Origin of the sequence: Caballeronia sp. LjRoot34 (assembly GCF_964253815.1) — a bacterium.
GTDB lineage: Bacteria > Pseudomonadota > Gammaproteobacteria > Burkholderiales > Burkholderiaceae > Caballeronia.
This window is the reverse complement of record NZ_CAXUSB020000003.1, coordinates 1,296,892-1,321,290: the sequence shown is the minus strand read 5'-3', so window position 1 is coordinate 1,321,290 and position 24,399 is coordinate 1,296,892. Positions and strand designations below refer to the sequence as shown.

Genomic DNA, 24,399 nt, shown 5'->3' with positions numbered 1-24,399 from the left:
CTAGTGTCTAATGGCATACCCACCGTCTCAAGCTTCGATTGCTCTGGCTGTGAGTATAAAATATTGAATTTAATCGGTAGTCCCATTTGAAGACGTTTTACCCTACGCGGCAACAACCGGTACTGTCGCTGATACAAAAAACCTACTTTCCGGCGCCGGTTGGACGTCAAAGCAAGACGGCTCGCTGACGTAACGACACAGGTGGTCGAAGCGCCCATCATCCGGAGCGCATGCGTTCGGAGAAGTACCGCCCCACGGGCTGCGCTCCAGGTATCAGAGTCTTCGTGCTCGATTTTGAGCTGCCGCCAATCAATCTTTTAGGCATATTGTTCGACAGCGACGACTTGTCTTTTCGCCACGGAGGGCTTTTTCCGGGACCGCCATTTCAGTATTGTTGCGCCGGGATAAGCGCTAGCTTCGGCGTACAGCAGTGAGTAATTGGAGCCCTCGTGGGTGCTTGGCGACGAACAGGCTTAGTCTTTCCCAGCGTTCTTGGTCCTTCGGCACAGCACTATGCAGTGCTTTTTATTCTCGATAGCTTGTAGAAAAGCGCCGGATACGTGGCGTACCAAGCGCACGGAGCCTGGCGAATGACGATGTTTCAAGCGGTTGGCGTTCTGCTAACCCTTATCGCGATTTTTGGATTGATAAACCAGAGATTTCTGAGGCTCCCCGATACCCTTGGCATCACCGCCGTCGGCTTGTTGGTCAGTCTCTGCTTTCTGGTCGCAAGCTACGGGAATCCCGATTTCGTATCAAAGGCGAGACGGCTTGTGGGTGGTATTGATTTTTCGGACGTCGTCTTCCACGGGCTGCTCAGCTTCCTATTGTTCGCGAGCGCACTTCACGTCGACTTATCAAAAATGCGCACAGTGAAGCTGCCGGTATTCCTGCTTGCTACCGCTGGCGTTTTAATATCCACGGCTGCAGTCGGTACAGGGTTCCATCTGCTTACCCTCACTCTTGGGCATCCCGTTGGTTGGCTGTGGAGCCTCGTCTTCGGCGCTCTTATCTCGCCAACGGACCCAATTGCCGTCATGAGCGTTCTAAAGAACGCTGGCGCACCCGAAAGCCTCAAGATAAAGATAGCTGGAGAGTCTTTATTCAATGACGGGACCGGTGTCGTAGCCTTCGTCACGCTGGTGGGTCTTGCAACAGGGGCTACTGAATTCTCAGCTACCCATGCTGCAGGTGTTCTAGCTCGCGAGGTAGGAGGAGCCGCAATTGTTGGATTGCTGCTTGGCTACGGTGGCTTTCAAATGCTGCGCGTGCTCAATAGCTACGCGGTCCAAATTGTGGTAACTCTCGCGCTCGCGACTGCGGGATACAGCTTGTCCGAATTTTTGCATGTTTCCGCGCCACTAGCGATGGTGGTCATGGGACTCGTGGTTGGCAACCAAAACGCCAAACGCGCGATGTCGGCGCGAACTCGGGAACATCTGTTTGGTTTTTGGGGCTTGCTCGACGAACTGCTAAACCTCGTGCTTTTTGCGCTTATCGGACTGCAGGTCATTGCTGTTTCGTTCGAGGTAAGAGTGTTCTGGGTCTCTCTTGCTGCAATCCCTATTGTACTGGTGGCTCGCGCCATCAGCGTCGCAATACCGCTCGTGGCGCTGCGTAGCTTCCGCGTAGTCAACCCACATTCAGTAAAAATCATGACGTGGGGTGGCCTCCGCGGCGGAATCTCGATTGCATTGGCTCTATCACTGCCTGAGTTTCCTGGGCGAGAGATGCTTATCGGCGTCACCTATCTTGTAGTCGTCTTCAGCTTGCTTGTACAAGCCACCACTCTCGGTCCATTGGTGCGGCGCCTCACAGCATGAAGCAAAGCGTTTAACAGGCTGCGGAAATACAGGCCGACTTTACTGAGCCATGAGCGTGATCAGAATTTTCAGCGGGGGATTTCTCATAGTTTGGAATATGGACCGGTTAATTTCGGTTTTCGGACTTGTTTATGACGTTCTCTTGCGCATTTTTGGTTCACTACGGCTGCAACGCACGGAGTTGTCCCAAGGTGCGCATGCGCACGAGGTTGTACGCGGCCATCGTCAGCACGAACATCTGATCGACCTTCTTCAAGCCGCGCACCATCACCTGGCGCATACCGCCGATGCTCTTGGCCCAGCCGAAACCCTGTTCGATGAGCTTGCGCTTTTGCTGTGACACCGCATAGCCCGCACTCCCGGCGATTGACTCGGGCACTGCCGACTGGCGGCCTGACTTGTTTTGTGCCACGTGAGGCGTGATGTTCATTTCCTGGCAAGCCTTGATGAACTCTGCGGCGTCATAGCCTTTGTCTGCCCCCAGCGTGATCTCGCGCGTTGGATCGCCAAGCGCCTGGCGGGCATCGTTGATCAGTACTTTGGCCGCTTCGCGCTCGGCATAGCCATCGGCCAGCGTCACCACGGCACTGGCGATCAGCCCATGGCGGTTGTCGCTCAACGTGTGGCCCATGTAGCGTAGCTCGCTTGCCGTTTTGCCCTTGCGATACAGCCGCGAATCCGGGTCGCTCTTCGATTCATGCGTCTCGTTGCTACGCGTCTCGCCCTTGAAGTTCCCACCGTCTTCGCTATCCTGATCATCGTCTTTACGCACAAAGCTTTTATGGCCGGCCCATGCTTGAATTAACGTGCCATCGACGCTGAAGTGCTCACCGGAAAGCCAGCACTTCTTCTCGGCAATGCCCACAACCTCGTTGAAGAACTCAATGACCGCGTCATGCTTGATCAGGCGCTCGCGGTTCTTGGTGAAGACGGTGGGCACCCACACGGCATCGTCCATCGACAGCCCGATAAACCAACGAAACAGCAGGTTATATTGAACCTGCTCCATCAACTGGCGCTCCGAGCGAATGCTATAGAGCACTTGCAACAGCATCGCGCGCAGCAGCTTCTCCGGGGCAATGCTGGGCCGCCCACCTTTGATATCAGCCTCGTACATCCCGGCAAACAAGCGGTCCATCTTGGCCAACGCTGCGTTGGCCATCTTGCGAATCGAGCGCAGCGGATGATCTGCTGGAACAAAGTCCTCCAGCTTACGCAAGGTGAATAGATTCTCGGTAAAGGTATCGGCGCCGCGCATCGCTTCTCTCAGTTGGGGGGCTTTACTAACAACGTTTGAACTGACCTTTTGGGTGACTTCGGAGTGAGGTATTTCCGCAGCCTGTTAAGAGAATCAGATACGACAAACTGCGACCTATGCGCGTGAGTGCCGCCCTTAAATCATCAACCTTCCGACAGCTGGAAATGCTTAACTGCATTAGCTGTTGCCTGCAGACGTATGTGTTGCAGGCCAGAAATAGTTGACGTCGGCAATTGACCGTCGGTTTTTTTTCAAATGCAACACAGCAAAGGTACCGCATGACAGATTTAACTGACGCCCGCGCGGTCTCAGCGCGCGACACCCGCCAACGTGTTCTCGCTATCGTCGGAGCTTCCTCCGGCAATCTGGTTGAATGGTTCGACTTCTACGTATATTCCTTCTGTGCAATATATTTCGCTCCGGCATTCTTTCCCAGTGGGGACCCGACCACGCAATTACTGAACACAGCAGGTGTTTTCGCGGCAGGATTTCTAATGCGGCCTATCGGCGGCTGGCTCTTTGGGCGGCTCGCGGACACGCACGGCAGAAAGACCTCGATGCTCGTCTCCGTCTTGATGATGTGTGGCGGCTCCCTTGTCATCGCTGCCCTGCCTACCTACTCTCAGATTGGGGCTGCCGCCCCGGCGTTGCTGCTAATGGCGCGACTGCTTCAAGGGTTGTCAGTCGGTGGAGAATATGGCACCAGCGCGACATATATGAGTGAAGTCGCCATTAAAGGCAGGCGGGGATTTTATGCGTCGTTTCAGTACGTCACACTGATTGGTGGACAATTGTGTGCGCTCCTCGTACTTATCATTCTTCAGCAGACGCTCTCCACTGCGGAGCTAAAAGCTTGGGGCTGGCGCATCCCATTTGTCGTTGGTGCGGCCGCCGCGCTCATCGCGCTCTATCTGCGCAAGTCACTGGAGGAAACCACAACGGCGGAGTCGCGGATGCAAAAGGAAGCAGGTACCCTTCGAGGACTGTGGAAGCACCGTAAGGCGTTTTTCAGGGTGGTTGGCTTCACTGCGGGCGGCTCGCTCATCTTCTACACGTTTACCACCTACATGCAGAAATACTTGGTGAACACCGCCGGTATGCACGCTAAGACTGCGAGCAACGTTATGACCGGTGCTCTCTTCGTCTACATGTGCATGCAGCCTCTATTTGGCGCATTGTCCGACAAGATTGGGCGACGCAGGTCCATGCTGCTGTTCGGCTTTTTTGCAACAATCGGCACTGTTCCGTTACTTCACGCGCTCAAGGATGTCGCCAGTCCCTTCATGGCGTTCGTTCTTGTGACCATCGCGCTTTCGATTGTCAGCTTTTATACTTCCATCAGCGGCCTCATCAAAGCTGAGATGTTCCCGCCGGAAGTGCGCGCGCTTGGCGTGGGGCTATCGTACGCGGTCGGAAACGCTGTCTTTGGCGGCTCGGCAGAATACGTCGCGCTGTGGTTCAAGCAGGCCGGGAGCGAAACGACATTCTTCTGGTACGTGACGGTGCTGTGCGCCGTCTCCCTCCTTGTCTCGTTCAGCATGCGCGATACGGACAAGGAAGGTTACCTACGCCACGAGCCTTGATTTGATGAGACGTCGGCGGCAACTCACTTCGGTCCGCATCCACGCTTTCAGGGGGCGTCACGGATGGCGCGTCGGCGACATTGCGTACGTGTGCCGTTGCACGCCGTCGAATCGACCAATGATGGCTACACCTTGCGCTCGGCCGCGCTCGCGGGGGCCGGACTCATCATTCAGCCCGAGGTACTACTCGCGGACGAGTTCACGCAGGGGGTTTCTTGTACGAATACGAGATTCGTTCCTGCCCCCCTCGACCACTCAACCTCGTCTATCTGGTCGTTCAACGCCGAGGCGCAGTTGATGAGTCTCATTTATTAGCTGCTCGACGACCGCGGGCTCTAGTCCGAGTGCGTTTCCCCAAACAGATACTTGAATAAGCACTTTCAACGATTCAATCGGGACTCATGCAGTCATTTCTGCGTGAATGTTTGGCCAGCACAACTCACTCCGAGACGGTTGCTTCGATACGAGACTCTAAGCGCCGCATGCACGACGCCAGTCACCCGGCGTAGTCCCGGTTGCCGCCGAGAACGTTCTGGTGAAATGGCTCTGGTCTGAGAACCCGCAAGCGGCTCCGATTTCTGCAAGCGAGAATGAAGTGCGACGAAGCAGCTCCTTGGCTCGCTCTATCCGGTAGGCGCGCAACCACCGGAACGGCGGCATCCCTGTTGTGCTGCGAAATGCGTCAACGAACTGGCGTACCGACAGCCCGCACGCGATTGCAATGTCACTCAGAGGTGGCTCGACCAGCAGGTCCGCTACAAGTAATTCCTTGGCTATGCGCTCCTGCGTCTTCGAGAGCACCCGGCAGCGCGGAGGCAACGGCCCTCGAAAGCGTCCGTACGTGGTAGCAAGCCGTTCGTACATGGCATGCGCAACATGGTCAAAGAAGAGACTGCCGGCAAGCTGGGGGTCTGCCATCGCTGGGACGAGGGCGAGGCCCAGATGGTGTAAAACGGGGTCAATTGTCCGGTTGACGTCATCCAGGTCCCCTACTGGCGGCAAAGCGGACAGCCCGCTGAGTTCGTCAAAAGCGGGCCGTGGGATATGAAAAAGAATGCACTCAAACGGGTCCGGCAAGTTCGCTACAGGCTCATCGGAAAGATGGCCCAGCATTATTGAGCCCGGGGCATACGGCTCTGTCGGGACCCGTCGTCCTCTCTTCCAAAGCTCCGCTGCGCCCGAGTGTTGCAATTGCAACGAGAGGATATATGCGTCCTCCGTCGGCAATGGCGTGCTCTTCCCTAGTCCGTGCACTGACGAACACATATGGGTGGCAGTCAGCTGTGCCGTCTTTAGACTGGTCGTGGTGAGCGTGTGTGCTGTGTCCACGTTGAAGAGGTGGGCGAACTCCCGGGCATAGGTGTCCGTCATGACGCTAGAAGTCGCGAGGCGCACAGCGCCATCAACGCTGAGTGACACCGGCGCGTTGCCGGCCCCGACCACGGAACCCGCCTGCTTTAAACCGGCTTCCGAAGAAGCAGTCGTGCCTCGCTGCGTCGCCATTGCAGCCTCCTGAAAATAAGCGAGGAGTCCGCGTCCGCCACGGATTACTCACCGTCATTGCCGCAGATTTAACACATTTTGACTTACGACGCGCACGGTCCAAAATATGTAATTTTTTCGTAATGTACGAGCGACGCGTGATACAAGCGACGGTATTGCCGTTCTATACTTCACTCGCTAGAAGGCAAAGAATAAGTCGACGCAACAGAAAGCCTGCCAGGGACTTAAATCAAGCTCCAGCCGGAGTGTGGCCAGATGTCTAATGGACTTGCCCTTCTACCACCCGTGAAGCCTTCCAGCACCCCTGACTGGCTCGACGCCGTTGTCTACGTCGTCGACGACGAAGCACCGGTACGTCGCGCACTGGCGACGCTCATGCGGTCGGTCGACATGCGTGTTGAAACATTCTCCTCCACAGAGGAGTTTTTGCAATTCACGCGCCCGGCCGTGCCAAGTTGCCTCATTCTGGATGTGCGGCTGCGAAATAAAAACGGTCTGGCCTTCCAGGAGGAAATTGTGCAAAGCGGACTACGGATTCCTGTGGTATTCATGACTGGTCATGGCGATATCGCGATGAGTGTCAAGGCAATGAAGGCCGGTGCAATGGACTTCTTCGCCAAGCCATTTCGCGACCAGGACATGCTCGACGCCATCGGTCAGGCGCTGGCCCGGGACGCCACGCGGCTCGAATCGGAACACGCAGTGGCCGAACTGCGGGCGTCATATGAGACCCTCTCACCCCGCGAAAGAGAGGTAGTGCCGTTCATACTCGCGGGTCTGCTCAACAAACAAATTGCTTCGGAAATGAGCCTGAGCGAAGTCACAGTCAAGGTTCACCGCGGCCAGGTGATGCACAAGCTAAACGCGCGCTCCCTGCCCGACCTTGTTCGCAAAGCAGAGGCGCTCGCCATCGAGCCGCATAAGCTACGCGGTCCCCTGCTAACACGGAGGTCATTGCAATAGTCGAGACTACGGTTTGCCGACTGCCACGGATAGCCAATGCGTCATCGCAGAAGCCTGATAGGGCTTCTGAAGAAGAACAAGGGCGCCATTGCCGGTTGCTCGCGCTTGCAGAGCCGGCGTTGGATAGGCGCTGATAAAAATCGTAGCGGGCGCTGCGCCCTGAGCGACGAGACGTTCATGCATTTCGACACCGGACATACCAGACATCCGGATGTCAGAAATTAGGCAGGCTGTGGCAGCAGCTTCCCCGGACGCAAGGAACGCTTCGGCTGACTCAAAGAGTCGCGCCTCCCAGCCAAATGAGCGCACAAGGCTCCCCAGCGCGCGACGCACCGCCAAGTCGTCGTCGACAATGGATACTACAGGTGTTGTCTGCAAAATCGAGGCCCCTACTTCTCTCTCTCAATGGATGACGGGGCGGTGAGTCGCGCCCGTCCGTCTTGTCCTTTACAGATTACGTTACAGGCGCGCCCAGCGCGATGATACGATTGTATAAGCGGGTTGTACCGGACGGCACCCGCTTACACCCGCCTGGTCATGCCGTGGCGATGGACACCCGAGCCGTGGGCAAGATGACACTGAACGTTGCACCGCCCTCGGTGTTGTTGGAGGCCAAAATCTGACCACCATGTGCCTCGACAATCGAGTTACAGATGGCGAGCCCCATGCCCATTCCGGTACTGCGAGTGGTAAAGAAGGCATCGAAAAGACGCAAGAGGTTCGCCTGGGTGATGCCAGGGCCACTATCGCGCACTGCCAGCACCACGTTACCGTCGACGTCGGTCGACGAGCTCACGGCCAGCCGATGCTTTCCGGGCAAAGCTGCCATCGACTGCAAGGCGTTGATGATGATATTGATAAGCACCTGCTGAAGCTGCACGCGGTCCCCCATCACAACGAGACTTTGGGGCTCAAGGTGTAGCACAAGGCAGCAACCATGGCTTTCCATCTCGATTCTTGTGAGCGCGACCACCTCCTCGACCAGTTCGTTAACATCTACCGGCGCGTGTTCGGGTGGTGCGCCCTTCATCAACTTTCTCACCCGCTGGACGATTTCGGCAGCCCGACTGCCCTCACTAATCATCTCAGTTACACAGCCTTCAATTTCCTCCACGTTGGGTGGGTCGCGACGCAACCAGCGCAGGCAGGCTTCGCCGCTCGTGATGATGGCTGAGAGAGGCTGTCCAACTTCATGCGCAATTGAGGCGCTCAGCTCGCCCAGAGCTGAGATGCGGCTGGCGCGGGCGAGCTCGTTTTGCGTCTGCCGAAGTTGGGTCTCCGTCTCCCGCGCGCCCGTCACGTCCATGACAGCACCAATGAACTGGCGTCCACCGTCCACGGAATCGGAACCGTGCGCCACGACGTGGAGGTGCTTTACCCGGCCGTCCGGGAAAAGTAACCGGTGCTCGATGTCAAAATCCTTTTCCGCTCCGCTTACTTGGGAGAACATATGTTCAAAGAGATGAACATCTTCAGGGTGAAGGCGCTCGCGCACCGTCTCGAGCGTGGGTGCGCGGGCCGGGTCGCATTCAAAAATCCGGAACGCCTCCTCAGAGAAGAAGAGTTCGTCAGTTGCCACGTTCCAGCCGAAGCTGCCAGTGCGGCTGAGTTGTTGGGCTTCTGCAAGGTACTGGGCCTGACTCTTCCTGACAAGTTCTTCAGCCTGCCGACGCTGTGTTATATCGTTGTTCGTTTCCAGCGTCGCGCGGGGTTCTCCCCGGCTATCATGCTGTAGCGTCCAGCGGCTCGCCACGATGACCGCAGAGCCGTCACGTTTTGTGTGCACCAGGTCGCCTTCCCAGTGCCCACTTCGTAACAACGTCAGCTCTATCTCCTCACGCGGCACAAGAAAAACGGTCTTTAGCAGGACGTCGGCAACCTTCCCGATAGCATCGGACGTGTTCCACCCATAGAGTACTTCCGCAGCGTGGTTCCAGTAGGTGATGACGTCCTGCCTGTCGCGAACGAATACGGTATCGTGAGTCAGGTCTAGGAGCCTTGCCTGCTCCCTCTGCAGGCGTTCAGCGGTTCTGATACGTCGCACGAGCGAAGTAATAGCAATCGACGTGATGAAAAATGCCGCAATAGGCAGCACATCCTGCGGTTTCTCGATTGCCAGGCTATAAATGGGCGGAGTGAAATAGACGTTCAGCAGCAGGCCGCCAACGCTTGAGAAAATTGCTGACGAAACGAAGCTATCCAGAAGAGACAGCAGCACGATGACAATCAGCATGCAGAAGCCGGCAGTGGCGATTTTGAGCTGAAGGTTCAGGCAAAGCCACGCAATGGCGCAAAGAAGGACGCTTCCGCCAATCCATAGCCGCACCAGGTAACCCCACTGACTGCTCTTGTCCGACGAACCTATCTTGCCGCCCACGCTCCCTCCTGTGGCGTGCCCCTAGCTCACCGCCAGGTGGCCCGCGTCAGCACCGTCTAAGGCCCTCGGCTCTTCATTACGCATTTGGAAGAAAACGGTCTACTCTATCCAACACGCACGCTCCATCATATACAAACGTATAAACGCGGTGAAGCTTCGGTTACTCGTTTCCCTTGAATTCAACACCCACCTACGAGCCATTTTTGGCCGTCGCCTTATACCGTTGTATATTCCGGCTACGCCTTTGCAGCATCGCCGTACCCCTCCGTCGAATAGATTCCCTCCTTTGTCGTAGCTACTCTTCAGTCATCGCGATAGCGCATGTCTGATGGCAGCACGATTTTCTGAAGTTCTCCACAACCATCTCTCCCGTTGCTGACCGCGATAAGGCAAGCCGGCATCCATCTCCGCTAGCAGTCTTGCTTGACCGTCTTCCTTTAACCGTTGCATGACTGTTTCAAGGGACTGGCCGTGTCACATGCTCTACATAATTGGATATTCATCGGCGCTAACAGCTACATCGAGTACACCTTCGTCAGTTGGCTCGATAGAAACGTCTATAGACGGACCGTGGACTTAAGGCAGGTCTGTCTTCAGTAGAGGGCCGCCGCATCTCATCAGTTGTTCGATAGCCGCATTAACTCTGCAAGAGAGGAAATGATGTTGAACACTCAAGTACTAATTGCGCTTTCGGGGTCCTCGACTGAGACGGACAAGTTCGATTCTTCAAAGCCCGTGCCCTCAGATACAGGCGCTACTGCGGAAGCGCCGCTCGTTGACCTATCCGATGGCCGCAGGCTAGTTGGCCGGCGTCGCCCCTCGTCCGACACTGCCTCTCCGCCCGGAAGTGACCCCTGGTCACGAACGCTTACTGCTCTCCGGCAGTTCTCGGACCCTTCAGAGATGTCGCTCGTGTTTAGCCGCCCGGAATGCCGGCGCGCGCCCTCGCGGACAGCACCGGGTGGGGCGCAGATGAAAACATTCACCGTCACGGTTCTGGAGCACATGGCCAACTCGAGAGTGTGCCTTTCGTGGCACGACCCCACCTTGTGCAATTACGAGGAACAGGTCTGGGCGCCAGCGCTTGCTCGCTGCTCGGGGCAATGTGCACTTTCAGGGGCGCACATCGGAAGGGGCGACAAGGTGTATCGCCCGCAGATTCGCGGTGGGACGCCCCCGGCAAATGGTGACGCCATGATTCTCGCGTCAGCGCTCCAGCACGTCCGTGACGACTGACCGGTTGCACGTAACGCACTGCCTGAGGTTGGTGGCAAAGGCTTACGGGCTGCGCGAGAGTGTCGCCAAGGTCGCACACTCCACACCGATTGTCGCTTCTGAGTGGCCAAAGCGTCTCCAGCGAGAGTGTTTATCTCGTACGACGCCGCCGTCATACTGTCGCCAAATGTGGCGACATGTTCCTGCGACGTCACAAGGATAGTTGAGCAATGCCCCACCACTTTCAAACTTGACGGGGCGATGGCGATGTTGACAAGAGAGGCGAATAACTCAGGCGCATACCTCGAGCATTTCAAGTCGCAGCGGGAGCTGTGGACCCTTGAGCGAATCCAGAATTCGCTCACAGAGAACAGGTAGGAGACGCCGGCTGATGTGGAACCCGTATCCGCCAACGCGGGCGTCCATAAGAATGGACGACGGTACCGAATCACATGCTCTCGCTTTTGTTGCGGATGAGAGTCGCGAACGGTTTGAGCCAGATTTATGCGTGGCGACCGTTGCCACGCTCATTGGCACCGCAACGGCACAGTTTGGAAGCAATACCGAGTACCTGCTGACGCTGCGCGAGGCTATGTTTGAGTGCGGTTTGCAGGACTCCCGTATCGAAGAGCTCGCGAGCGACATTGAGCGCCTGTCGCGACGAGCCTGCTGCGATGTACCCGACGCATCCGAACGACTGCAGCGGCGCAGAACCCGCCGCGTGGCGTAATTGCCTTAAGTGAGAATCATGGACAAACTTCAAGCGATGCAGGTCTTCACCCGGGTAGTTGACACCAACAGTTTTTCCGGTGCGGCCGACTCCCTGCACATGACGCGTTCGTCGGTGTCGACCGTTATCCAGAATCTCGAGTCATACCTCAAGGTGCGTCTGCTTAATCGGACGACCCGGCGCATCAGCCTCACTCCAGACGGCGCCGCCTACTATGAGCGCTGCTCGCGCATTCTCGCCGAGGTCGAGGATTCGGAGAGTTCATTTTCACGGGCGTCTGCGCCGCGTGGCAAGCTCAAAGTCGATATGCCTGGGTCAATCGGACGTCTGGTAGTCGTTCCAGCGCTAGACGATTTTCACTCACGATACCCGGACATCGACCTCATGCTTGGCGTCGGCGACAGGGCCGTTGACCTGATTCAGGATAGCGTAGATTGCGCCATCCGCATCGGCCCGATGCAGGACTCCACGCTGGTTGCGAGGCGAGTGGGCGTGTCGGAGTTTGTTACTGTCGCAAGCCCCGAATACATTGCCCGCAACGGCGAGCCATTGTCGCTCGAAGAGCTGGAAACGCACACCGCCGTCAACTACTTCTCTGGCCTCAATGGCCGTATTGTAGAGATGGACTTTGTCGTTGACGGCAAGTCAGTCGAGGTCCGCATGCGTTCGAAGCTCGCTGCCAATGATGGCGATGCTTATCTCCAGTGCGGGTTGCGAGGCCTCGGGCTTATTCAAGTGCCTCACTTCCTTGCGATGCCCCATCTGGAATCGGGGGCCCTGGTTGAAGTGCTCGGGAAATGGCGACCCAGCCCGTTTGCGATTTCGGCGGTATATCCACAGAATCGACACCTATCTCCGCAGGTTCGAGTGTTCGTCGAATGGGTTGCCGAACTATTTGAGAATTGTCAGTTGCTTCGCGCTGACAACGTGCTCCCGTCCGTGATTGCTCAAAACGTCACACATCGCCGGTCCGCAAACCCTACCGGCCGCGTGCTGGAGTCAGCCCGGGCCCCGGGTGCGCGTAGCAGGGATATGGTGCCGATTTAAGGGTCCGGCAAAGCAGTGAAGCATCGCCGCGTGGTGAGCACTCCTTGAAATTACAATTCGCTGCGAGCGAATTGTCTTATCGCAAGTGAGATGTTTATCTGGCCGTTGGATGTATGCAAAATCCCGGCTGCTTAAACCTCATTTACCTTTGGCGCATAGCGCAGACACTTTGATGAAAGCCACGCTGGACATCTCGGACATCACGATTGCAGGACACGCGCAAGACATCAGGTTGCGCAGCTTCCATCCGTGCGCTAACAGTGATATGCCCATCGTGCTGTATTTCCATGGAGGTGGTTTCGTCAAGGGTTCGCTGGATGAAGCCAGCACGCCTGCTTCGCTCATTGCAGCACGAATCCCGGCATGGGTCATTGCCGTGGGCTATTCGCTCGCGCCAGAGTTTCCGTTTCCAGCGGCGACCGAGGATGCCCATCTCGCTCTCGAGTGGGGAGTGGAAAACGCTCGCAAGTATCGCGCAGACTCGAACCGGATTGCCGCGGTCGGACATGACGCTGGAGGCAGCATTGCGGCGGGACTTGCCGCCATCGCGCGCGACCGCGGCGTGCGGCGCCTGTCGGCGCAGGCGCTACTCGCCCCAATGCTTGACCCGAGCATGACCCGACTGATGGAGGAGCAACGCCCTGGCAGGAGCGACCTTGCCCCAGAGGATTGCGCTCGCTCGTACCGCGCGTACCTGCCCAGCGCTAACCAGCGCATCCACCCTTATGCGGCGCCGCTCGAATCACGACGCCTTGGCACCCTGCCGCCGACGCTGATAGCGACGGCGGAACGGGACGTCGTGCGCGGCGACGGCGAAACCTATGCACGAGAGCTTATTACGGCCGGCGTGCCCGTCGAGATGACACGCCACAGCGGGGTCTGCCATGGCGAACTCATCTCGCATGCATCGGCGCTCGATGATGTTGTCGAGTTCCTGCGCAAGCGGCTTGCACCCAAGTGATGCACCGAATTATCGCTCCAATGGATACAAAGAAACCACTGTTCGCTACTTTATAACCAGAAACACGGAGTCCATACTTTCGTCAACGCTATACACCCAGAGGGATGTAAAGCCGAGGCGGCTATGAACTGAAATCCAAAGCTTTCACGTTTTTACAGACCACTTTGCATCCATAAGGAGTACTACTCATGCTCACTAATCGCAAACGGCTTACCGTCGCGCTCGGTGCGCTGGCTATTGTCGGCGCAGTAGCAGGTATTGGCTTCACCTACGAGGCCACTTCAGGTCCGGTGAGTGCGGCTCAGGCCGCAGATGCGCCGCCGCCAGCCACCCAGGTTGACGTCGCGACCGTCCTCTCGCAGACCATCACTGACTGGCAAAGCTATTCGGGGCGGCTCGAAGCCATTGACCACGTCGACGTCCGCCCACTTGTTGCCGGCACCATTGTTGCCGTTCACTTCAAGGACGGCGCGCTGGTGAAGAAAGGCGACCCGCTTTTTACGATTGACCCCCGCCCCTACCAGGCCGAAGTCGACCGTGCCGCCGCACAGGTTGCCGCAGCCAAGGCTCGCGCCATTTACACGTCGACCGATGCCGCACGCGCCGACCGCCTGCTGACCGACAACGCCATTGCGAAGCGCGATTACGACGAAAAGCAGAACGCTTCGCGCGAAGCTGCGGCAGGCGTAAAGGCTGCCGAGGCCGCGCTCGAAGCCGCACAGGTGAATCTGGGTTACACCAACGTGACGGCCCCGGTAACGGGCCGGGTATCACGCGCTGAGCTTACTGTCGGCAACGTCGTTTCGGCCGGCGCCAATGCACCGCTCCTCACAACGCTGGTTTCGGTGTCACCTATTTACGCCTCGTTCGATGTCGATGAACAGACGTATCTGCAATACCTGGGCCGCGACCGCAACTCGAAGGTACCGGTGTCGCTGGGTCTCGCGAATGAAGATGGCTATTCCCGCCAGGGTGCCATTACCTCTGTCGACAACCGCCTCGACACGTCGTCCGGCACTATCCGCGTGCGCGCCACTATTGACAACGCAGACGGTGCACTCGTTCCAGGTCTCTATGCGCGCGTGAAGGTCGGCGGTGGCGAACCGCATCCGGCCATCCTGATTGACGACGCGGCAGTGGGCACCGACCAGGCGAAGAAGTTCGTCCTGGTTGTCGATGGTGCAAACAAGGTCGTCTACCGCGAAGTTCAGCTTGGCACGCTGCATGACAACCTGCGCGTCGTGACGTCGGGTCTTAAGCCTGGAGAGCACATCGTCGTCAACGGCATGATGCACGCGCGGCCTAGCGAGACCGTCAGCCCGCGCATGGTCAACATGGCCGACGCTGCCAAATCCGATGCGTAACGCGAGAAGGTCACCATGAACATCTCTAAATTTTTCATCGACAGGCCAATCTTCGCGGCCGTTCTGTCGGTGGTGATTGTGCTGGCGGGCTTCATCGCGCTGACAAAACTGCCAACTGCCGAATACCCCGAAGTCGTGCCGCCGTCGGTCGTCGTTCGTGCCCAGTATCCTGGCGCGAATCCGAAGGTCATTGCCGAAACCGTTGCTTCTCCAATCGAAGAGCAGATTAACGGCGTCGAGAACATGCTGTACATGCAGTCGCAGGCTAATAGCGATGGCGCGATGACGACAACCGTGACGTTCAAGCTCGGCACGGACCCTGACAAGGCACAGCAGTTGGTGCAGAACCGGGTTTCGCAGGCCATGCCGCGGCTTCCGGAGGACGTGCAGCGCCTGGGCGTTACAACCGTCAAGTCATCACCAACCCTGACGATGGGTGTGAACCTGGTGTCCCCGAACGGACGCTATGACCTCACCTACCTGCGCAACTACGCCCTTATCAACGTCAAGGACCGACTTGCACAGGTTCCAGGTGTGGGTGAAGTTGCGATGTGGGGCGCTGGCGACTATTCCATGCGCGTCTGGCTCGACCCGACCAAGGTCGCCCGCCAGAACCTGACGGCGACCGATGTGGTCAAGGCAATCCGCGAGCAGAACGTCCAGGTGGCAGCAGGTATCGTCGGCGGGGCCCCGATGACGACGAACGTTCCGCTGCAATTGAGCGTGAATGCCCAGGGTCGCCTGAAAACCGAAGAAGAGTTCCGCAACATCATTCTGAAAACGTCCCCGGACGGTGCGGTGACGCATCTGAGCGACGTGGCCCGGGTGGAAATGGGCGCCGCAGAATATGCGCTGCGTGCAAGTCTCGACGGCAAACCCGGCGTCCAGCTCATTATCTTCCAGCAACCCAATGCAAATTCGCTTCAGATTTCGACCGATGTGCGTCGAATCACGGCGGAGCTGCAGAAGGACATGCCGGAGGGAGTTCAAGCGAAGATTGTCTATGACCCGACGCAGTTCGTCCGCGAAAGTATCGACGCAGTTGTCCACACGCTCTTTGAAGCTATCGTCCTTGTCGTTATCGTCGTCATCGTCTTCCTGCAGACCTGGCGCGCTTCGCTGATTCCGTTGCTGGCGGTGCCGGTGTCGATTGTGGGTACGTTCTCGCTGATGTTGGCGTTCGGCTTCACTATCAACGCGTTGTCACTGTTCGGCATGGTTCTCGCCATCGGGATTGTGGTCGATGACGCGATTGTGGTGGTGGAGAACGTGGAGCGGAACATCGCCGCCGGTCTCACGCCGCTTGAGGCGTCATACGAAGCGATGCGGCAGGTGAGTGGGCCGATTATCGCAATTGCACTGACTCTCGTAGCCGTGTTCGTGCCCTTGGCATTCATGTCGGGTTTGACAGGTCAGTTCTACAAGCAGTTCGCGATGACCATCGCTATTTCGACCGTCATTTCCGCCTTCAATTCGCTCACGTTGTCGCCCGCACTGTCGGCACTACTGCTCAAGGACCATAACGCGCCCAAGGACTGGCTAACGCGAATCATGGACCGAATTCTTGGGCCGTTCTTCAACGTGTTCAATAAGGTATTCCGCCGCGGGTCGGAAGCGTACGGCACGGGTGTCGGCAGCATCATCAATCGCAAGGCTGCGATGATGGTTGTCTACGGCGTCCTGCTGGGCGGCACGTTCCTGCTCGGCAAGATTGTGCCCGGCGGCTTTGTGCCTGGTCAGGACAAGGACTACCTCGTCAGCATCCTCCAGTTGCCGCCGGGTGCATCGCTCGACCGGACCGAAAAGGTCGTTCACGAGATGGGCATCATTGCCCGCAAGCAGCCGGGTGTCGTGCACTCTCCGGAGTTTCCTGGCTTGAACGTTACTGGCTTGATGAATTCGTCCAGTAGCGGCCTGGTGTTTCCTGTCATGAGTCCCTCGAAGTATCGTACCAAGGACGAGTCGGCAAATGCGATTGTCGCCAACCTGAACAGGGAATACGGCGGTATCAAGGACGCAGTGATTGCGACCTTCCCGCCGCCCCCGGTCTCGGGTCTGGGCACTATCGGTGGCTTCAAGCTGCAGATTGAGGACCGTGGCGCGCTCGGCTACGAAGCACTGAACAAATCCGTTCAGGCGTTCCTGGCTGCCGCAGCAAAGGCCCCTGAACTCGGCCCGTCGTTCTCGAGCTACCAGATTAACGTTCCGCAGCTGAACGTTGAACTGGACCGTGAGAAAGCGAAGCAGCTCGGTGTGAGCGTGACAGACGTTTTCGACACGATGCAGATTTATCTGGGTTCGCTGTACGTGAACGACTTCAACAAATTCGGTCGCGTGTATCAGGTGCGTGCACAAGCCGATGCGCCGTTCCGCTCCTCCGCTGAAAGCATTCTTCAGCTCAAGACGCGCAACGCGGCTGGCGAAATGGTGCCTCTGTCGTCACTCGTCAAGGTAACACCGACGTTCGGCCCGGAGACCGTGATTCGGTACAACGGCTTCCTTGCGGCCGACATCAACGGTGGCCCAGCGCCGGGATACTCGTCTGGCCAGGCGATGGCTGCGGTCGAACGCATTGCAGCTGAAACCTTGCCGCGCGGTATTAAGTTCGAATGGACCGACCTGACCTATCAGCAGATTTTGACCGGAAACGCCGCGTTCTGGGTGTTCCCTATCAGCGTGCTGCTCGTGTTCCTCGTGCTCGCCGCCATGTACGAAAGCCTGACGTTGCCGCTCGCGATTCTGTTGATTGTGCCGATGAGCATTTTCTCCGCGCTCTTCGGTGTCTGGCTCACGCGTGGTGACAACAACATCTTCACGCAGATTGGTTTGATGGTGCTAGTGGGGCTATCGGCGAAAAACGCGATTCTGATTGTGGAGTTCGCACGTGAACTGGAAATGCAGGGTCGTACGATTGTTCAGGCGGCCATCGAAGCTTGCCGCCTGCGCCTGCGTCCGATTCTGATGACGTCTATCGCCTTCATCATGGGTGTGATTCCTCTGGTCGTGTCCACGGGCGCTGGCTCGGAAATGCGTCGTGCGATGGGTATCGCTGTGTTCTTCGGGATGCTGGGTGTGACGTTCTTCGGCCTCGCCCTCACGCCGGTGTTCTATGTGCTCCTGCGCAAGCTGTCGGGCGGCAAACAGCTCACCGACAAGCATGGCAACCACCCGCACATCCATGGGCCTGACGTCAACGATGGAGGGCATGGCGGCAATCGTGGCGCCACCGAAGCTTCAACTGCCCCCGGTGCGAAAACGCCGGAACCGGCCCTGCAGGACTAAGGAAACCGTCATGAAAGGAATTTTTTTGATGAAGAAGGGTTTTACCGGCTCCTTGCTTCTGAGCACCCTCCTGGTTCTGGCCGGTTGCTCGCTGGCGCCGAAGTACGAAGTGCCGTCCACACCGACGATTGCGACCTTTAAAGAGGCACCGCAGCAGCCGTTGTCGCCAGAAGAAGCTGGCACTTGGAAGACGGCGCAACCGTCGGAAGACCTCGCACGTGGTGAGTGGTGGAAAGTGTTCGAGGACGCAAAGCTGAACGACCTCGAACAGCAGGCGCTGGATGCGAACCAGAATCTCAAAGCCGCGGCGGCTCGCGTGAAGGAAGCACGGGCTATGAACCAGGCAGCGCGCGCAGGGCTCTTCCCCTCGCTCGACGCCGGCTTTGGTCCGACGAGGCAGCGAGTCTCCGCCGCTTCCCAGTTTGAGTCGGATGGCACGAATGTGCCGCAGCAGACGTTCTGGCGCGCTCAGGCGAGCGCTTCGTATGAAGTCGACCTGTTCGGTCGTGTCGCGTCGACAGTTGACGCGGCGCGTGCCGACACGCAGCGCAGCGAGGCACTCTTTCGCTCGGTGATGCTTGCTCTACAGGCTGATGTCGCGCAGAACTATTTTGCGCTCCGTGAACTCGACGCCGAGTCCGAGGTGTTCAGGAACGCCGTCGAGCTGCGTCAGCAGGCGCTAAAACTGGTGCAGCGTCGCTACACGGAAGGCGAAATCACTGAGCTCGACCTCTCGCGTGCCAAAGCGGAATTGGCCACTGCGCAGTCGGATGCAATGACCGTGCAGCGTCTTCGAGCCGCCTCTGAGCATAGCCTCGCGGTGTTGCTCGGCAAGGCGCCGGCGGAGTTCTCGATGGCGGCCGACCCAATTAGGCCGGTCAACCTGCGCGTGCCGCCGGGTCTGCCATCTTCGCTGCTCGAGCGTCGGCCGGACATCGCTGCTGCAGAACGTTCGATGGCCGCGGCAAACTCGCGCATCGGTATCGCGAAAGCGGCGTTCTTCCCCTCTCTCACCATCACGGGTACGGGCGGTTTCGAATCGGCGACCATCGGCGACCTCTTCAAGTGGAGCAGCCGGGCGTTCCTGCTCGGTCCGCTTGCTGGTACGGCGTTGAACATCCCGATTTTTGATGGCGGCCGCCGCAAGGGCAACCTCGCGAACGCCCGCGCCGTCTATGAGGAGGACGTTGCGAACTACCGGCAGCAGGTTCTCGTGGCCTTCCAGGAAGTCGAAGACAACCTGTCAGACATGCGCATCCTGGAAGACCAGACGCAAACGCAAAACGAAGCGGTCAAGGCATCACAACGTGCAGCAGACCTCTCGCGCTCGCAGTACACCGAAGGCGCAGTCAACTATCTGGACGTCATTGATTCGGAGCGTACGGTCTTGCAGGCTCGCCGGGCAGCTGTGCAACTGCAGGGTGTGCAGGCCACCTCCACGGTCAACCTGATTCGCGCGCTTGGCGGCGGTTGGGGTGACGTGGTTCCCCAACCTACCCAGCCGGCCGTGGGACAGGTAGCGCCCGCAGCTCCAGTGCAAACAGCGGTCGCACAGAAGTAACGAAGCAGTTTTGAGTTATGCATGACACAGGCCCATCTAAAGTATCAAATGGGCCTGTCGCTTTATGGAGCGACGACATGAAATCCACCGTGCCGCACACGATTCTCGGAACACCATTTAACTGGCTGCATCGTGCCATCTGCAGACCGATACTTTCAGTTAAGGTCACCTTTGCAGCAAGGATGCTACGAATCGCCATCATCGCATCGCTTCTCTATTTCGCCGCAGCGGTGCTGGCGATAGGCATGGCAATCGTTCTGGCGACCGCCGACGCAGTTCGATGCGTATGGTTTTTCTAGGGGACGGGAGTGTGAGTATGCCGCTCGCCACCAATCAGGGACCGGCAGCAAGGTTGAAGCGCGATTTCGGCGAGTGGGCGGAGCGAATAGCTCAAGAGAACGACGGATTGAGACGGGGCCCGCCTTGTGAGCGAAACCCCGAGCCCGGGTGACAACTTGCGGGAAGCACTTAGGCTGGCCGCATCTTATCGCGTGCGGAACCGCCATGTAAGGTCCCGGTGCACGAATGCTGTGTTCGCCCACAACAAATAGAACAACACCCACGCGCGTTCTCACGTGCATCGATTCGCTATACTAATTGAAAATTGTCCTGGATTGAAATCTCGGACAGGCGGTAACGATGGGGAAGGAGAATCGGGACTTCGCGTGATGAGCGTGAAGTCCCTGGCCCAAGGCAACAACTGCCAGGAGATAGGGTTGAATGAAGGGTACCCCGCCGAGCTTCCATTCGGAAGACCTAGCTTGCGAATAGTCTTTTCGCTCATTCCGAACAGCGCCTGACAAATGCCTAGCGAGTTCAATGAATACAGGCATTTAGCTCTCTCCTGATTCCATCTTCAACTTTATCAAGCGACACGAACGTCCATTTTTTCGTAGCGCCCCTGATACACCCAACACTTTGTCGTTTATCGCCATCGTTTTGACACGCTATCTTTACGTTCGTCTTACCGACACGATTAAAACATCTGGAGAACGAAGATATGAAGCAGTACGTATTGACCCCTCTCGCAATTGCGCTCGCTGGCTTCACGGGAGCAGCCCACGCGCAATCCAGCGTCACGCTTTACGGCATCATCGACGCGGGCATCGGCTATGTTCACAACGCCGATGGCAACAAGAAACAGGTGGGGATGATTAACGGCAACATGAGCGGCAATCGTTGGGGTATCAAAGGTTCCGAAGACCTTGGCGGTGGGATGAAGGCAGTTTTCCAGTTGGAAAGCGGCTTTGACCCGGGTACCGGCCGACTGAATCAGGGTGGCCGCGAGTTCGGTCGACAGGCCTTTGTCGGACTGACCAGCGACAAGTACGGCACCGTCACACTCGGCCGTCAGTACGACCCACTTGTCGACATGGTTCAGGGTATTACGGGAGACAACTTCTTCGGCGGCATCTTCGCGACGCCGGGTGATGTCGACAACTACGACAACAGTCTGCGCACTTCCAACGCGGTGAAGTATGTCTCGCCGACTTATGCAGGGTTGCAGTTCGAAGGCCTCTACGGCTTCAGCAATGGCGCGGGAACGACTGGCCAGGGTCAGACGTGGAGCGGTGCGGCGACGTACAACAATGGCCCGGTGTCGCTGGCTGCGGGCTACTTCTACGCGAACAACCCGACGGCTAATCGTACGACAGGCTGGAATAGCCAGTCTTCCGACTCACTCTTCAACAGCCCGGTCAATAACGGCTACGCGACTGCCCATTCCATCGGCATCGCACGGGTCGCCGGCCAGTACGTCTTTGGCTCCGCTACGGTTGGCCTCTCGTACAGCAACGCGCGTTACAGCCCGGACGGTAAGTCCAGCTACAGCGAGACCGAGCGGTTCAATATCGGCAACGTCTTTGCAGCGTATCAACTCACACCCGCGTTGCTCGTGGGTACCGGTTACACCTACATGAAGGCGAGCGGCGACACGTCCGCTTCCTATCACCAGGCCTCGCTGGGTGCTGACTACGCGCTGTCCAAGCGTACCGATTTCTACGCTATGGCGGCTTACCAGCACGCAAGCGGCACGCAATCCGTCTACGATGCGGCAACCGGTGGCCGTACCACGCAAAGTGCCCAGGCATCTATTGGGTCTTATGGATATGCCGGGACGAGCCATCAGGAAATCGCAATCGTGGGCATCCGCCACAAGTTCTAACCTCTGAAGTCGGGCCAATTTTCTGGCCCGACCAGCGGAAAAAAAAGCGCGATGACTGCAGCCTTCGCGCTTTTTTTTCGCCCATCAAATCGAATCAGGATTGCAACTCGTAGGTTACGCCGCACTCGGCACACGAGACTACCAGAGCCGGAGTTGCAAGCCATGTGCTATCCGTGCGGCCACCCCTGACAAACTCGAACGTCGCCCTTGCCTCTTCGTCGCCGACCACTGAAATATCCGTCGACCCGCAGATTGCGCAGTCGACCTGCGTTGCAATGTCAAAGCCAGACATTGCAACGTGACCCTCTTTGCGGGTTATTGCGCCATCCATCAGTCCAATCCCTCATCCCTACTTCGAAGCACGCGCGGCTCCGCCATCAGGCGGCGCCTGAGCTGCCAAATCGTCGACGCTATCGGCAGGCTCTTCGTACGAGGGCAAAGCCTTACCGTCATTCAACAGGTATGCACGCCGCTGAATATATCCATCCCGCACGAAGCTGTATTTGTCGAGAGCCGCCTGGTCAAGAAGGTCAGTCGCACTCTGCATCTCGGTGCGAGTACTTACAACGTTCAACCCAAAGAGAGGTGCACCGGCCTCAACCGCCAGATAAGTCGTAGGGGTGAGCGTACTCGCAACAATCCAGCCGCTTGCATCACGCACGGAACTTGGCCCAAATAGCGGTAGCACCAAATAGGGCCCCGCTGGTACTCCATAGTGTCCGAGCGTAAGCCCGAAATCCTCATGATGTTTTGGCAAACCTGCGGTCGTCGCCCAGTCGAGCAAGCCGCCAAGACCAAAGGTGGAATTGAACGCGAACCGCATCAAATCTTCGGTGGCCGCTGTCAGCTTAAATTGCAGGAGGTTATTGGCGAAATTGCCAATGTCACCGAGGTTCGAAAAGAAGTTGCCGATTGCGGTGCGCAAGGGCTCTGGCGTTACCTTCGTGTAACCCGTAGCCACGGGCTTCGCAACATGCCGGTCGAGGCCTTCATTAAACGAGAAAACCGCCCTGTTCATGGGTTCGAGCGGGTCCGACGCCTTTCGGTCGGGTCCCGTTGCACATCCAGCCACCCCCGTTATCGCGGCCACTGTCATAAGGGCACCTGCAACGCGCGTGCTCCACAACTTCTTCATCTCTGCTGCTTCCTTCTATAATTCTGTGTCGCTGCCCGTTTCCGCCGACAAGTCGCGAACGAAGCTACCCGCGGCACTCTTTCGGCAGCCGTCGGTACCAAAACCTGGGTCTTCGGGGTCAGGAGGCGCTACTCTCTTTCATCACCGATGCGGACTTCGGCGCCTTATCGACACCTTGCATAGGCGCTAGCGGGCTCTGCTGTTCCGGCGGCAGTTGCGAATGCTGCACTTCCTCTGATTGCTGTAGGTGCTCGACCTGCGTTGTAGACCGGTGGTGCAGCAGACTCGGACCACCTATGATGCTCACCAGAAAACCCACTACGATTGCTGCGATAGCCATTTTGTCTCCATGGCAGACTCAGATACCTCCGCCATGTCGAAATGTGCTCCAGCTATCGCGGGACCCTAAACGTTCGAGAAATGGGAGGTGGGTTCCGTCGTACCAACGCTCCCGCGTTGGCACGACGTTCCGCTTAATGATGGCTGTAAATCGCCGGCGCTGCCGTTGCCCTTGCCACGCCTGATTGCGATACTACGTTGGCCGTGCCACCCACATCTGACGATGCATCAGCTACCACTGCACGGTTAGCCTGCTCGCGCTTTTCCTTCCGCACGTCGAGCAGGTCCTTGTTTGACGGCGTATTCGGCCCGTACTGCGGCGGATACGTTCCTGCGTGCCCAATGCCTGCGCCGCCCTCCGCGAGAGCGGCGCTCGCGGCGCCGGCCAGAATCAGCGCGAGCGAAACGCGCAGAAGTCGTGAAACCATTTGAATCTCCAGTTTGATGAGTGAAAGCGTTGCTCATGGCAAGACCCCTTCGTTTGGCTTCTGGAGGCACCTAGCCACCAGGCAAATGAAGCTTAGCCGTGCCATCGCTCCCGATAAAGGTTAGTTTGCCGAATTGATTTCTTGCGGTTACCGAACAATCCGGCTGACGTCCAGACAAGCACCCGGCAAACCATTTACATGTGTTCGCTTTCTTCCATTAACGGCGCGAGTCTATCCACCACCGACTCGAGAATCATCGCGTTCACGTTCAAAGGAACAGGCCTTGCCCGAGGGCGAAACACCATGCCCCCCTTTCGAATGGTCTTGCCACTGACGACACAGACGCCTGAAACGCGAGATACCACGGCTCGCCAGGTCTGGTAGCCATACCGGCAACTAGGTTCGTTCCAGGTCACGGTGGCCGACGTCGGGCCCGTCCGCTCCACGATGTTCACGACAAGCTGTGGACACGGCTTGTATATCCGCCGCGTGCTCAGCGGAGCCTGTATCGTGGAAAATCGCCGGTCGGCGTCGTGCTGTAGCCCCTTCGAAGAAGCACGCAGCTCGCCAACCAGGTGGCCCCACGGGTCCATCCGGTATTCGAGAAAGCGCATTGTCTGCTCCTGGAACCAGCCACTACCCTTGCGTTTCCTCTTGTGCGCGCTA

20 protein-coding genes and 1 pseudogene are annotated in these 24,399 nt (G+C 57.7%); 13 read left to right on the top strand and 8 right to left on the bottom strand.

Annotated features, from left to right (window positions below; all coding sequences use genetic code 11):
* Positions 1-590 precede the first annotated feature (590 nt).
* Positions 591-1,823: a cation:proton antiporter gene (locus ACSQ36_RS36875; protein WP_436185915.1), complete on the top strand. Its 1,233-nt coding sequence runs from the start codon at positions 591-593 to the stop codon at positions 1,821-1,823.
* A gap of 160 nt (positions 1,824-1,983) precedes the next feature.
* On the opposite strand, the gene ACSQ36_RS36870 is transcribed toward ACSQ36_RS36875, so the two are convergent.
* Positions 1,984-3,081 (bottom strand): IS5 family transposase, encoded by a 1,098-nt coding sequence (locus ACSQ36_RS36870; protein ID WP_436182245.1) that lies wholly within the window; start codon positions 3,079-3,081, stop codon positions 1,984-1,986.
* Between the two features lie 278 nt (positions 3,082-3,359).
* Here ACSQ36_RS36870 and ACSQ36_RS36865 point away from each other — a divergent pair, with 278 nt between their 5' ends.
* Positions 3,360-4,664: an MFS family transporter gene (locus tag ACSQ36_RS36865; protein ID WP_436185914.1), complete on the top strand. Its 1,305-nt coding sequence runs from the start codon at positions 3,360-3,362 to the stop codon at positions 4,662-4,664.
* 63 nt (positions 4,665-4,727) lie between these two features.
* Entirely contained in the window at positions 4,728-4,979 is a 252-nt protein-coding gene (locus tag ACSQ36_RS36860; RefSeq protein WP_436185913.1) for a hypothetical protein, read from the top strand.
* A gap of 156 nt (positions 4,980-5,135) precedes the next feature.
* Here the strand turns inward: ACSQ36_RS36860 and ACSQ36_RS36855 are convergent, their stop codons facing one another.
* Positions 5,136-6,167 (bottom strand): helix-turn-helix domain-containing protein, encoded by a 1,032-nt coding sequence (locus ACSQ36_RS36855; RefSeq protein ID WP_436185912.1) that lies wholly within the window; start codon positions 6,165-6,167, stop codon positions 5,136-5,138.
* A 255-nt stretch (positions 6,168-6,422) separates the two neighbouring features.
* Here ACSQ36_RS36855 and ACSQ36_RS36850 point away from each other — a divergent pair, with 255 nt between their 5' ends.
* Complete coding sequence (locus ACSQ36_RS36850) at positions 6,423-7,130, top strand: response regulator transcription factor (protein ID WP_436185911.1); 708 nt, start codon at positions 6,423-6,425, stop codon at positions 7,128-7,130.
* A gap of 6 nt (positions 7,131-7,136) precedes the next feature.
* Here ACSQ36_RS36850 and ACSQ36_RS36845 read toward each other — a convergent pair whose 3' ends face one another.
* Positions 7,137-7,508, bottom strand: coding sequence for a response regulator transcription factor (locus ACSQ36_RS36845; protein WP_436185910.1), 372 nt, complete (start codon positions 7,506-7,508; stop codon positions 7,137-7,139).
* A 157-nt stretch (positions 7,509-7,665) separates the two neighbouring features.
* Complete coding sequence (locus ACSQ36_RS36840) at positions 7,666-9,507, bottom strand: ATP-binding protein (RefSeq protein WP_436185909.1); 1,842 nt, start codon at positions 9,505-9,507, stop codon at positions 7,666-7,668.
* A gap of 657 nt (positions 9,508-10,164) precedes the next feature.
* Here ACSQ36_RS36840 and ACSQ36_RS36835 point away from each other — a divergent pair.
* The 9 genes from ACSQ36_RS36835 (at position 10,165) to ACSQ36_RS36795 (ending at position 21,831) form a co-directional block, all read left to right on the top strand.
* Positions 10,165-10,743: a DUF3331 domain-containing protein gene (locus tag ACSQ36_RS36835; protein WP_436185908.1), complete on the top strand. Its 579-nt coding sequence runs from the start codon at positions 10,165-10,167 to the stop codon at positions 10,741-10,743.
* A 370-nt stretch (positions 10,744-11,113) separates the two neighbouring features.
* Complete coding sequence (locus ACSQ36_RS36830; RefSeq protein ID WP_436185907.1) at positions 11,114-11,452, top strand: gamma-glutamylcyclotransferase; 339 nt, start codon at positions 11,114-11,116, stop codon at positions 11,450-11,452.
* An 18-nt stretch (positions 11,453-11,470) separates the two neighbouring features.
* Positions 11,471-12,499: a LysR family transcriptional regulator gene (locus ACSQ36_RS36825; protein ID WP_436185906.1), complete on the top strand. Its 1,029-nt coding sequence runs from the start codon at positions 11,471-11,473 to the stop codon at positions 12,497-12,499.
* A 172-nt stretch (positions 12,500-12,671) separates the two neighbouring features.
* Complete coding sequence (locus ACSQ36_RS36820; RefSeq protein ID WP_436185905.1) at positions 12,672-13,460, top strand: alpha/beta hydrolase; 789 nt, start codon at positions 12,672-12,674, stop codon at positions 13,458-13,460.
* Positions 13,461-13,648: 188 nt separating this feature from the next.
* On the top strand, positions 13,649-14,824 hold the full coding sequence (locus ACSQ36_RS36815) for an efflux RND transporter periplasmic adaptor subunit (protein WP_436185904.1): 1,176 nt from the start codon (positions 13,649-13,651) through the stop codon (positions 14,822-14,824).
* Between the two features lie 15 nt (positions 14,825-14,839).
* Entirely contained in the window at positions 14,840-18,106 is a 3,267-nt protein-coding gene (locus ACSQ36_RS36810; RefSeq protein ID WP_436185903.1) for an efflux RND transporter permease subunit, read from the top strand.
* Between the two features lie 10 nt (positions 18,107-18,116).
* Positions 18,117-19,667, top strand: a complete 1,551-nt coding sequence (locus ACSQ36_RS36805; protein ID WP_436185902.1) for an efflux transporter outer membrane subunit — start codon at positions 18,117-18,119, stop codon at positions 19,665-19,667.
* Positions 19,668-19,744: 77 nt separating this feature from the next.
* Complete coding sequence (locus tag ACSQ36_RS36800; RefSeq protein WP_436185901.1) at positions 19,745-19,966, top strand: hypothetical protein; 222 nt, start codon at positions 19,745-19,747, stop codon at positions 19,964-19,966.
* 701 nt (positions 19,967-20,667) lie between these two features.
* Positions 20,668-21,831 carry a porin gene (locus ACSQ36_RS36795; RefSeq protein ID WP_436185900.1) on the top strand — a complete coding sequence of 388 codons (1,164 nt, stop codon included), beginning with the start codon at positions 20,668-20,670 and terminating at the stop codon, positions 21,829-21,831.
* A 358-nt stretch (positions 21,832-22,189) separates the two neighbouring features.
* On the opposite strand, the pseudogene ACSQ36_RS36790 reads toward ACSQ36_RS36795, so the two are convergent.
* The 4 genes and pseudogenes from ACSQ36_RS36790 to ACSQ36_RS36775 form a co-directional block, all read right to left on the bottom strand.
* A pseudogene (locus ACSQ36_RS36790) lies at positions 22,190-22,927 on the bottom strand (MlaA family lipoprotein); the annotation flags it as partial.
* Between the two features lie 157 nt (positions 22,928-23,084).
* A complete protein-coding gene (locus tag ACSQ36_RS36785; RefSeq protein WP_436185899.1) occupies positions 23,085-23,306 on the bottom strand; it encodes a hypothetical protein in 222 nt (73 codons plus the stop codon).
* A 133-nt stretch (positions 23,307-23,439) separates the two neighbouring features.
* A complete protein-coding gene (locus ACSQ36_RS36780) occupies positions 23,440-23,733 on the bottom strand; it encodes a hypothetical protein (RefSeq protein ID WP_436185898.1) in 294 nt (97 codons plus the stop codon).
* 194 nt (positions 23,734-23,927) lie between these two features.
* A complete protein-coding gene (locus tag ACSQ36_RS36775; protein ID WP_436185897.1) occupies positions 23,928-24,347 on the bottom strand; it encodes a DUF3331 domain-containing protein in 420 nt (139 codons plus the stop codon).
* Between the last annotated feature and the right edge of the window lie 52 nt (positions 24,348-24,399).

What these genes read in the sequence shown, in the direction of transcription:
- ACSQ36_RS36820 (WP_436185905.1), top strand. Translation starts at nt 12,672, where the DNA reads ATGAAAGCCACGCTGGACATCTCGGACATCACGATTGCAGGACACGCG.
- ACSQ36_RS36875 (WP_436185915.1), top strand. Translation starts at nt 591, where the DNA reads ATGACGATGTTTCAAGCGGTTGGCGTTCTGCTAACCCTTATCGCGATT.
- ACSQ36_RS36865 (WP_436185914.1), top strand. Translation starts at nt 3,360, where the DNA reads ATGACAGATTTAACTGACGCCCGCGCGGTCTCAGCGCGCGACACCCGC.
- ACSQ36_RS36795 (WP_436185900.1), top strand. Translation starts at nt 20,668, where the DNA reads ATGAAGCAGTACGTATTGACCCCTCTCGCAATTGCGCTCGCTGGCTTC.
- ACSQ36_RS36775 (WP_436185897.1), bottom strand. Translation starts at nt 24,347, where the DNA reads ATGCGCTTTCTCGAATACCGGATGGACCCGTGGGGCCACCTGGTTGGC.
- ACSQ36_RS36860 (WP_436185913.1), top strand. Translation starts at nt 4,728, where the DNA reads ATGGCGCGTCGGCGACATTGCGTACGTGTGCCGTTGCACGCCGTCGAA.
- ACSQ36_RS36800 (WP_436185901.1), top strand. Translation starts at nt 19,745, where the DNA reads ATGAAATCCACCGTGCCGCACACGATTCTCGGAACACCATTTAACTGG.
- ACSQ36_RS36835 (WP_436185908.1), top strand. Translation starts at nt 10,165, where the DNA reads ATGATGTTGAACACTCAAGTACTAATTGCGCTTTCGGGGTCCTCGACT.
- ACSQ36_RS36870 (WP_436182245.1), bottom strand. Translation starts at nt 3,081, where the DNA reads ATGCGCGGCGCCGATACCTTTACCGAGAATCTATTCACCTTGCGTAAG.
- ACSQ36_RS36805 (WP_436185902.1), top strand. Translation starts at nt 18,117, where the DNA reads ATGAAAGGAATTTTTTTGATGAAGAAGGGTTTTACCGGCTCCTTGCTT.
- ACSQ36_RS36850 (WP_436185911.1), top strand. Translation starts at nt 6,423, where the DNA reads ATGTCTAATGGACTTGCCCTTCTACCACCCGTGAAGCCTTCCAGCACC.
- ACSQ36_RS36780 (WP_436185898.1), bottom strand. Translation starts at nt 23,733, where the DNA reads ATGGTTTCACGACTTCTGCGCGTTTCGCTCGCGCTGATTCTGGCCGGC.
- ACSQ36_RS36815 (WP_436185904.1), top strand. Translation starts at nt 13,649, where the DNA reads ATGCTCACTAATCGCAAACGGCTTACCGTCGCGCTCGGTGCGCTGGCT.
- ACSQ36_RS36810 (WP_436185903.1), top strand. Translation starts at nt 14,840, where the DNA reads ATGAACATCTCTAAATTTTTCATCGACAGGCCAATCTTCGCGGCCGTT.
- ACSQ36_RS36855 (WP_436185912.1), bottom strand. Translation starts at nt 6,167, where the DNA reads ATGGCGACGCAGCGAGGCACGACTGCTTCTTCGGAAGCCGGTTTAAAG.
- ACSQ36_RS36825 (WP_436185906.1), top strand. Translation starts at nt 11,471, where the DNA reads ATGGACAAACTTCAAGCGATGCAGGTCTTCACCCGGGTAGTTGACACC.
- ACSQ36_RS36830 (WP_436185907.1), top strand. Translation starts at nt 11,114, where the DNA reads ATGTGGAACCCGTATCCGCCAACGCGGGCGTCCATAAGAATGGACGAC.
- ACSQ36_RS36785 (WP_436185899.1), bottom strand. Translation starts at nt 23,306, where the DNA reads ATGGCTATCGCAGCAATCGTAGTGGGTTTTCTGGTGAGCATCATAGGT.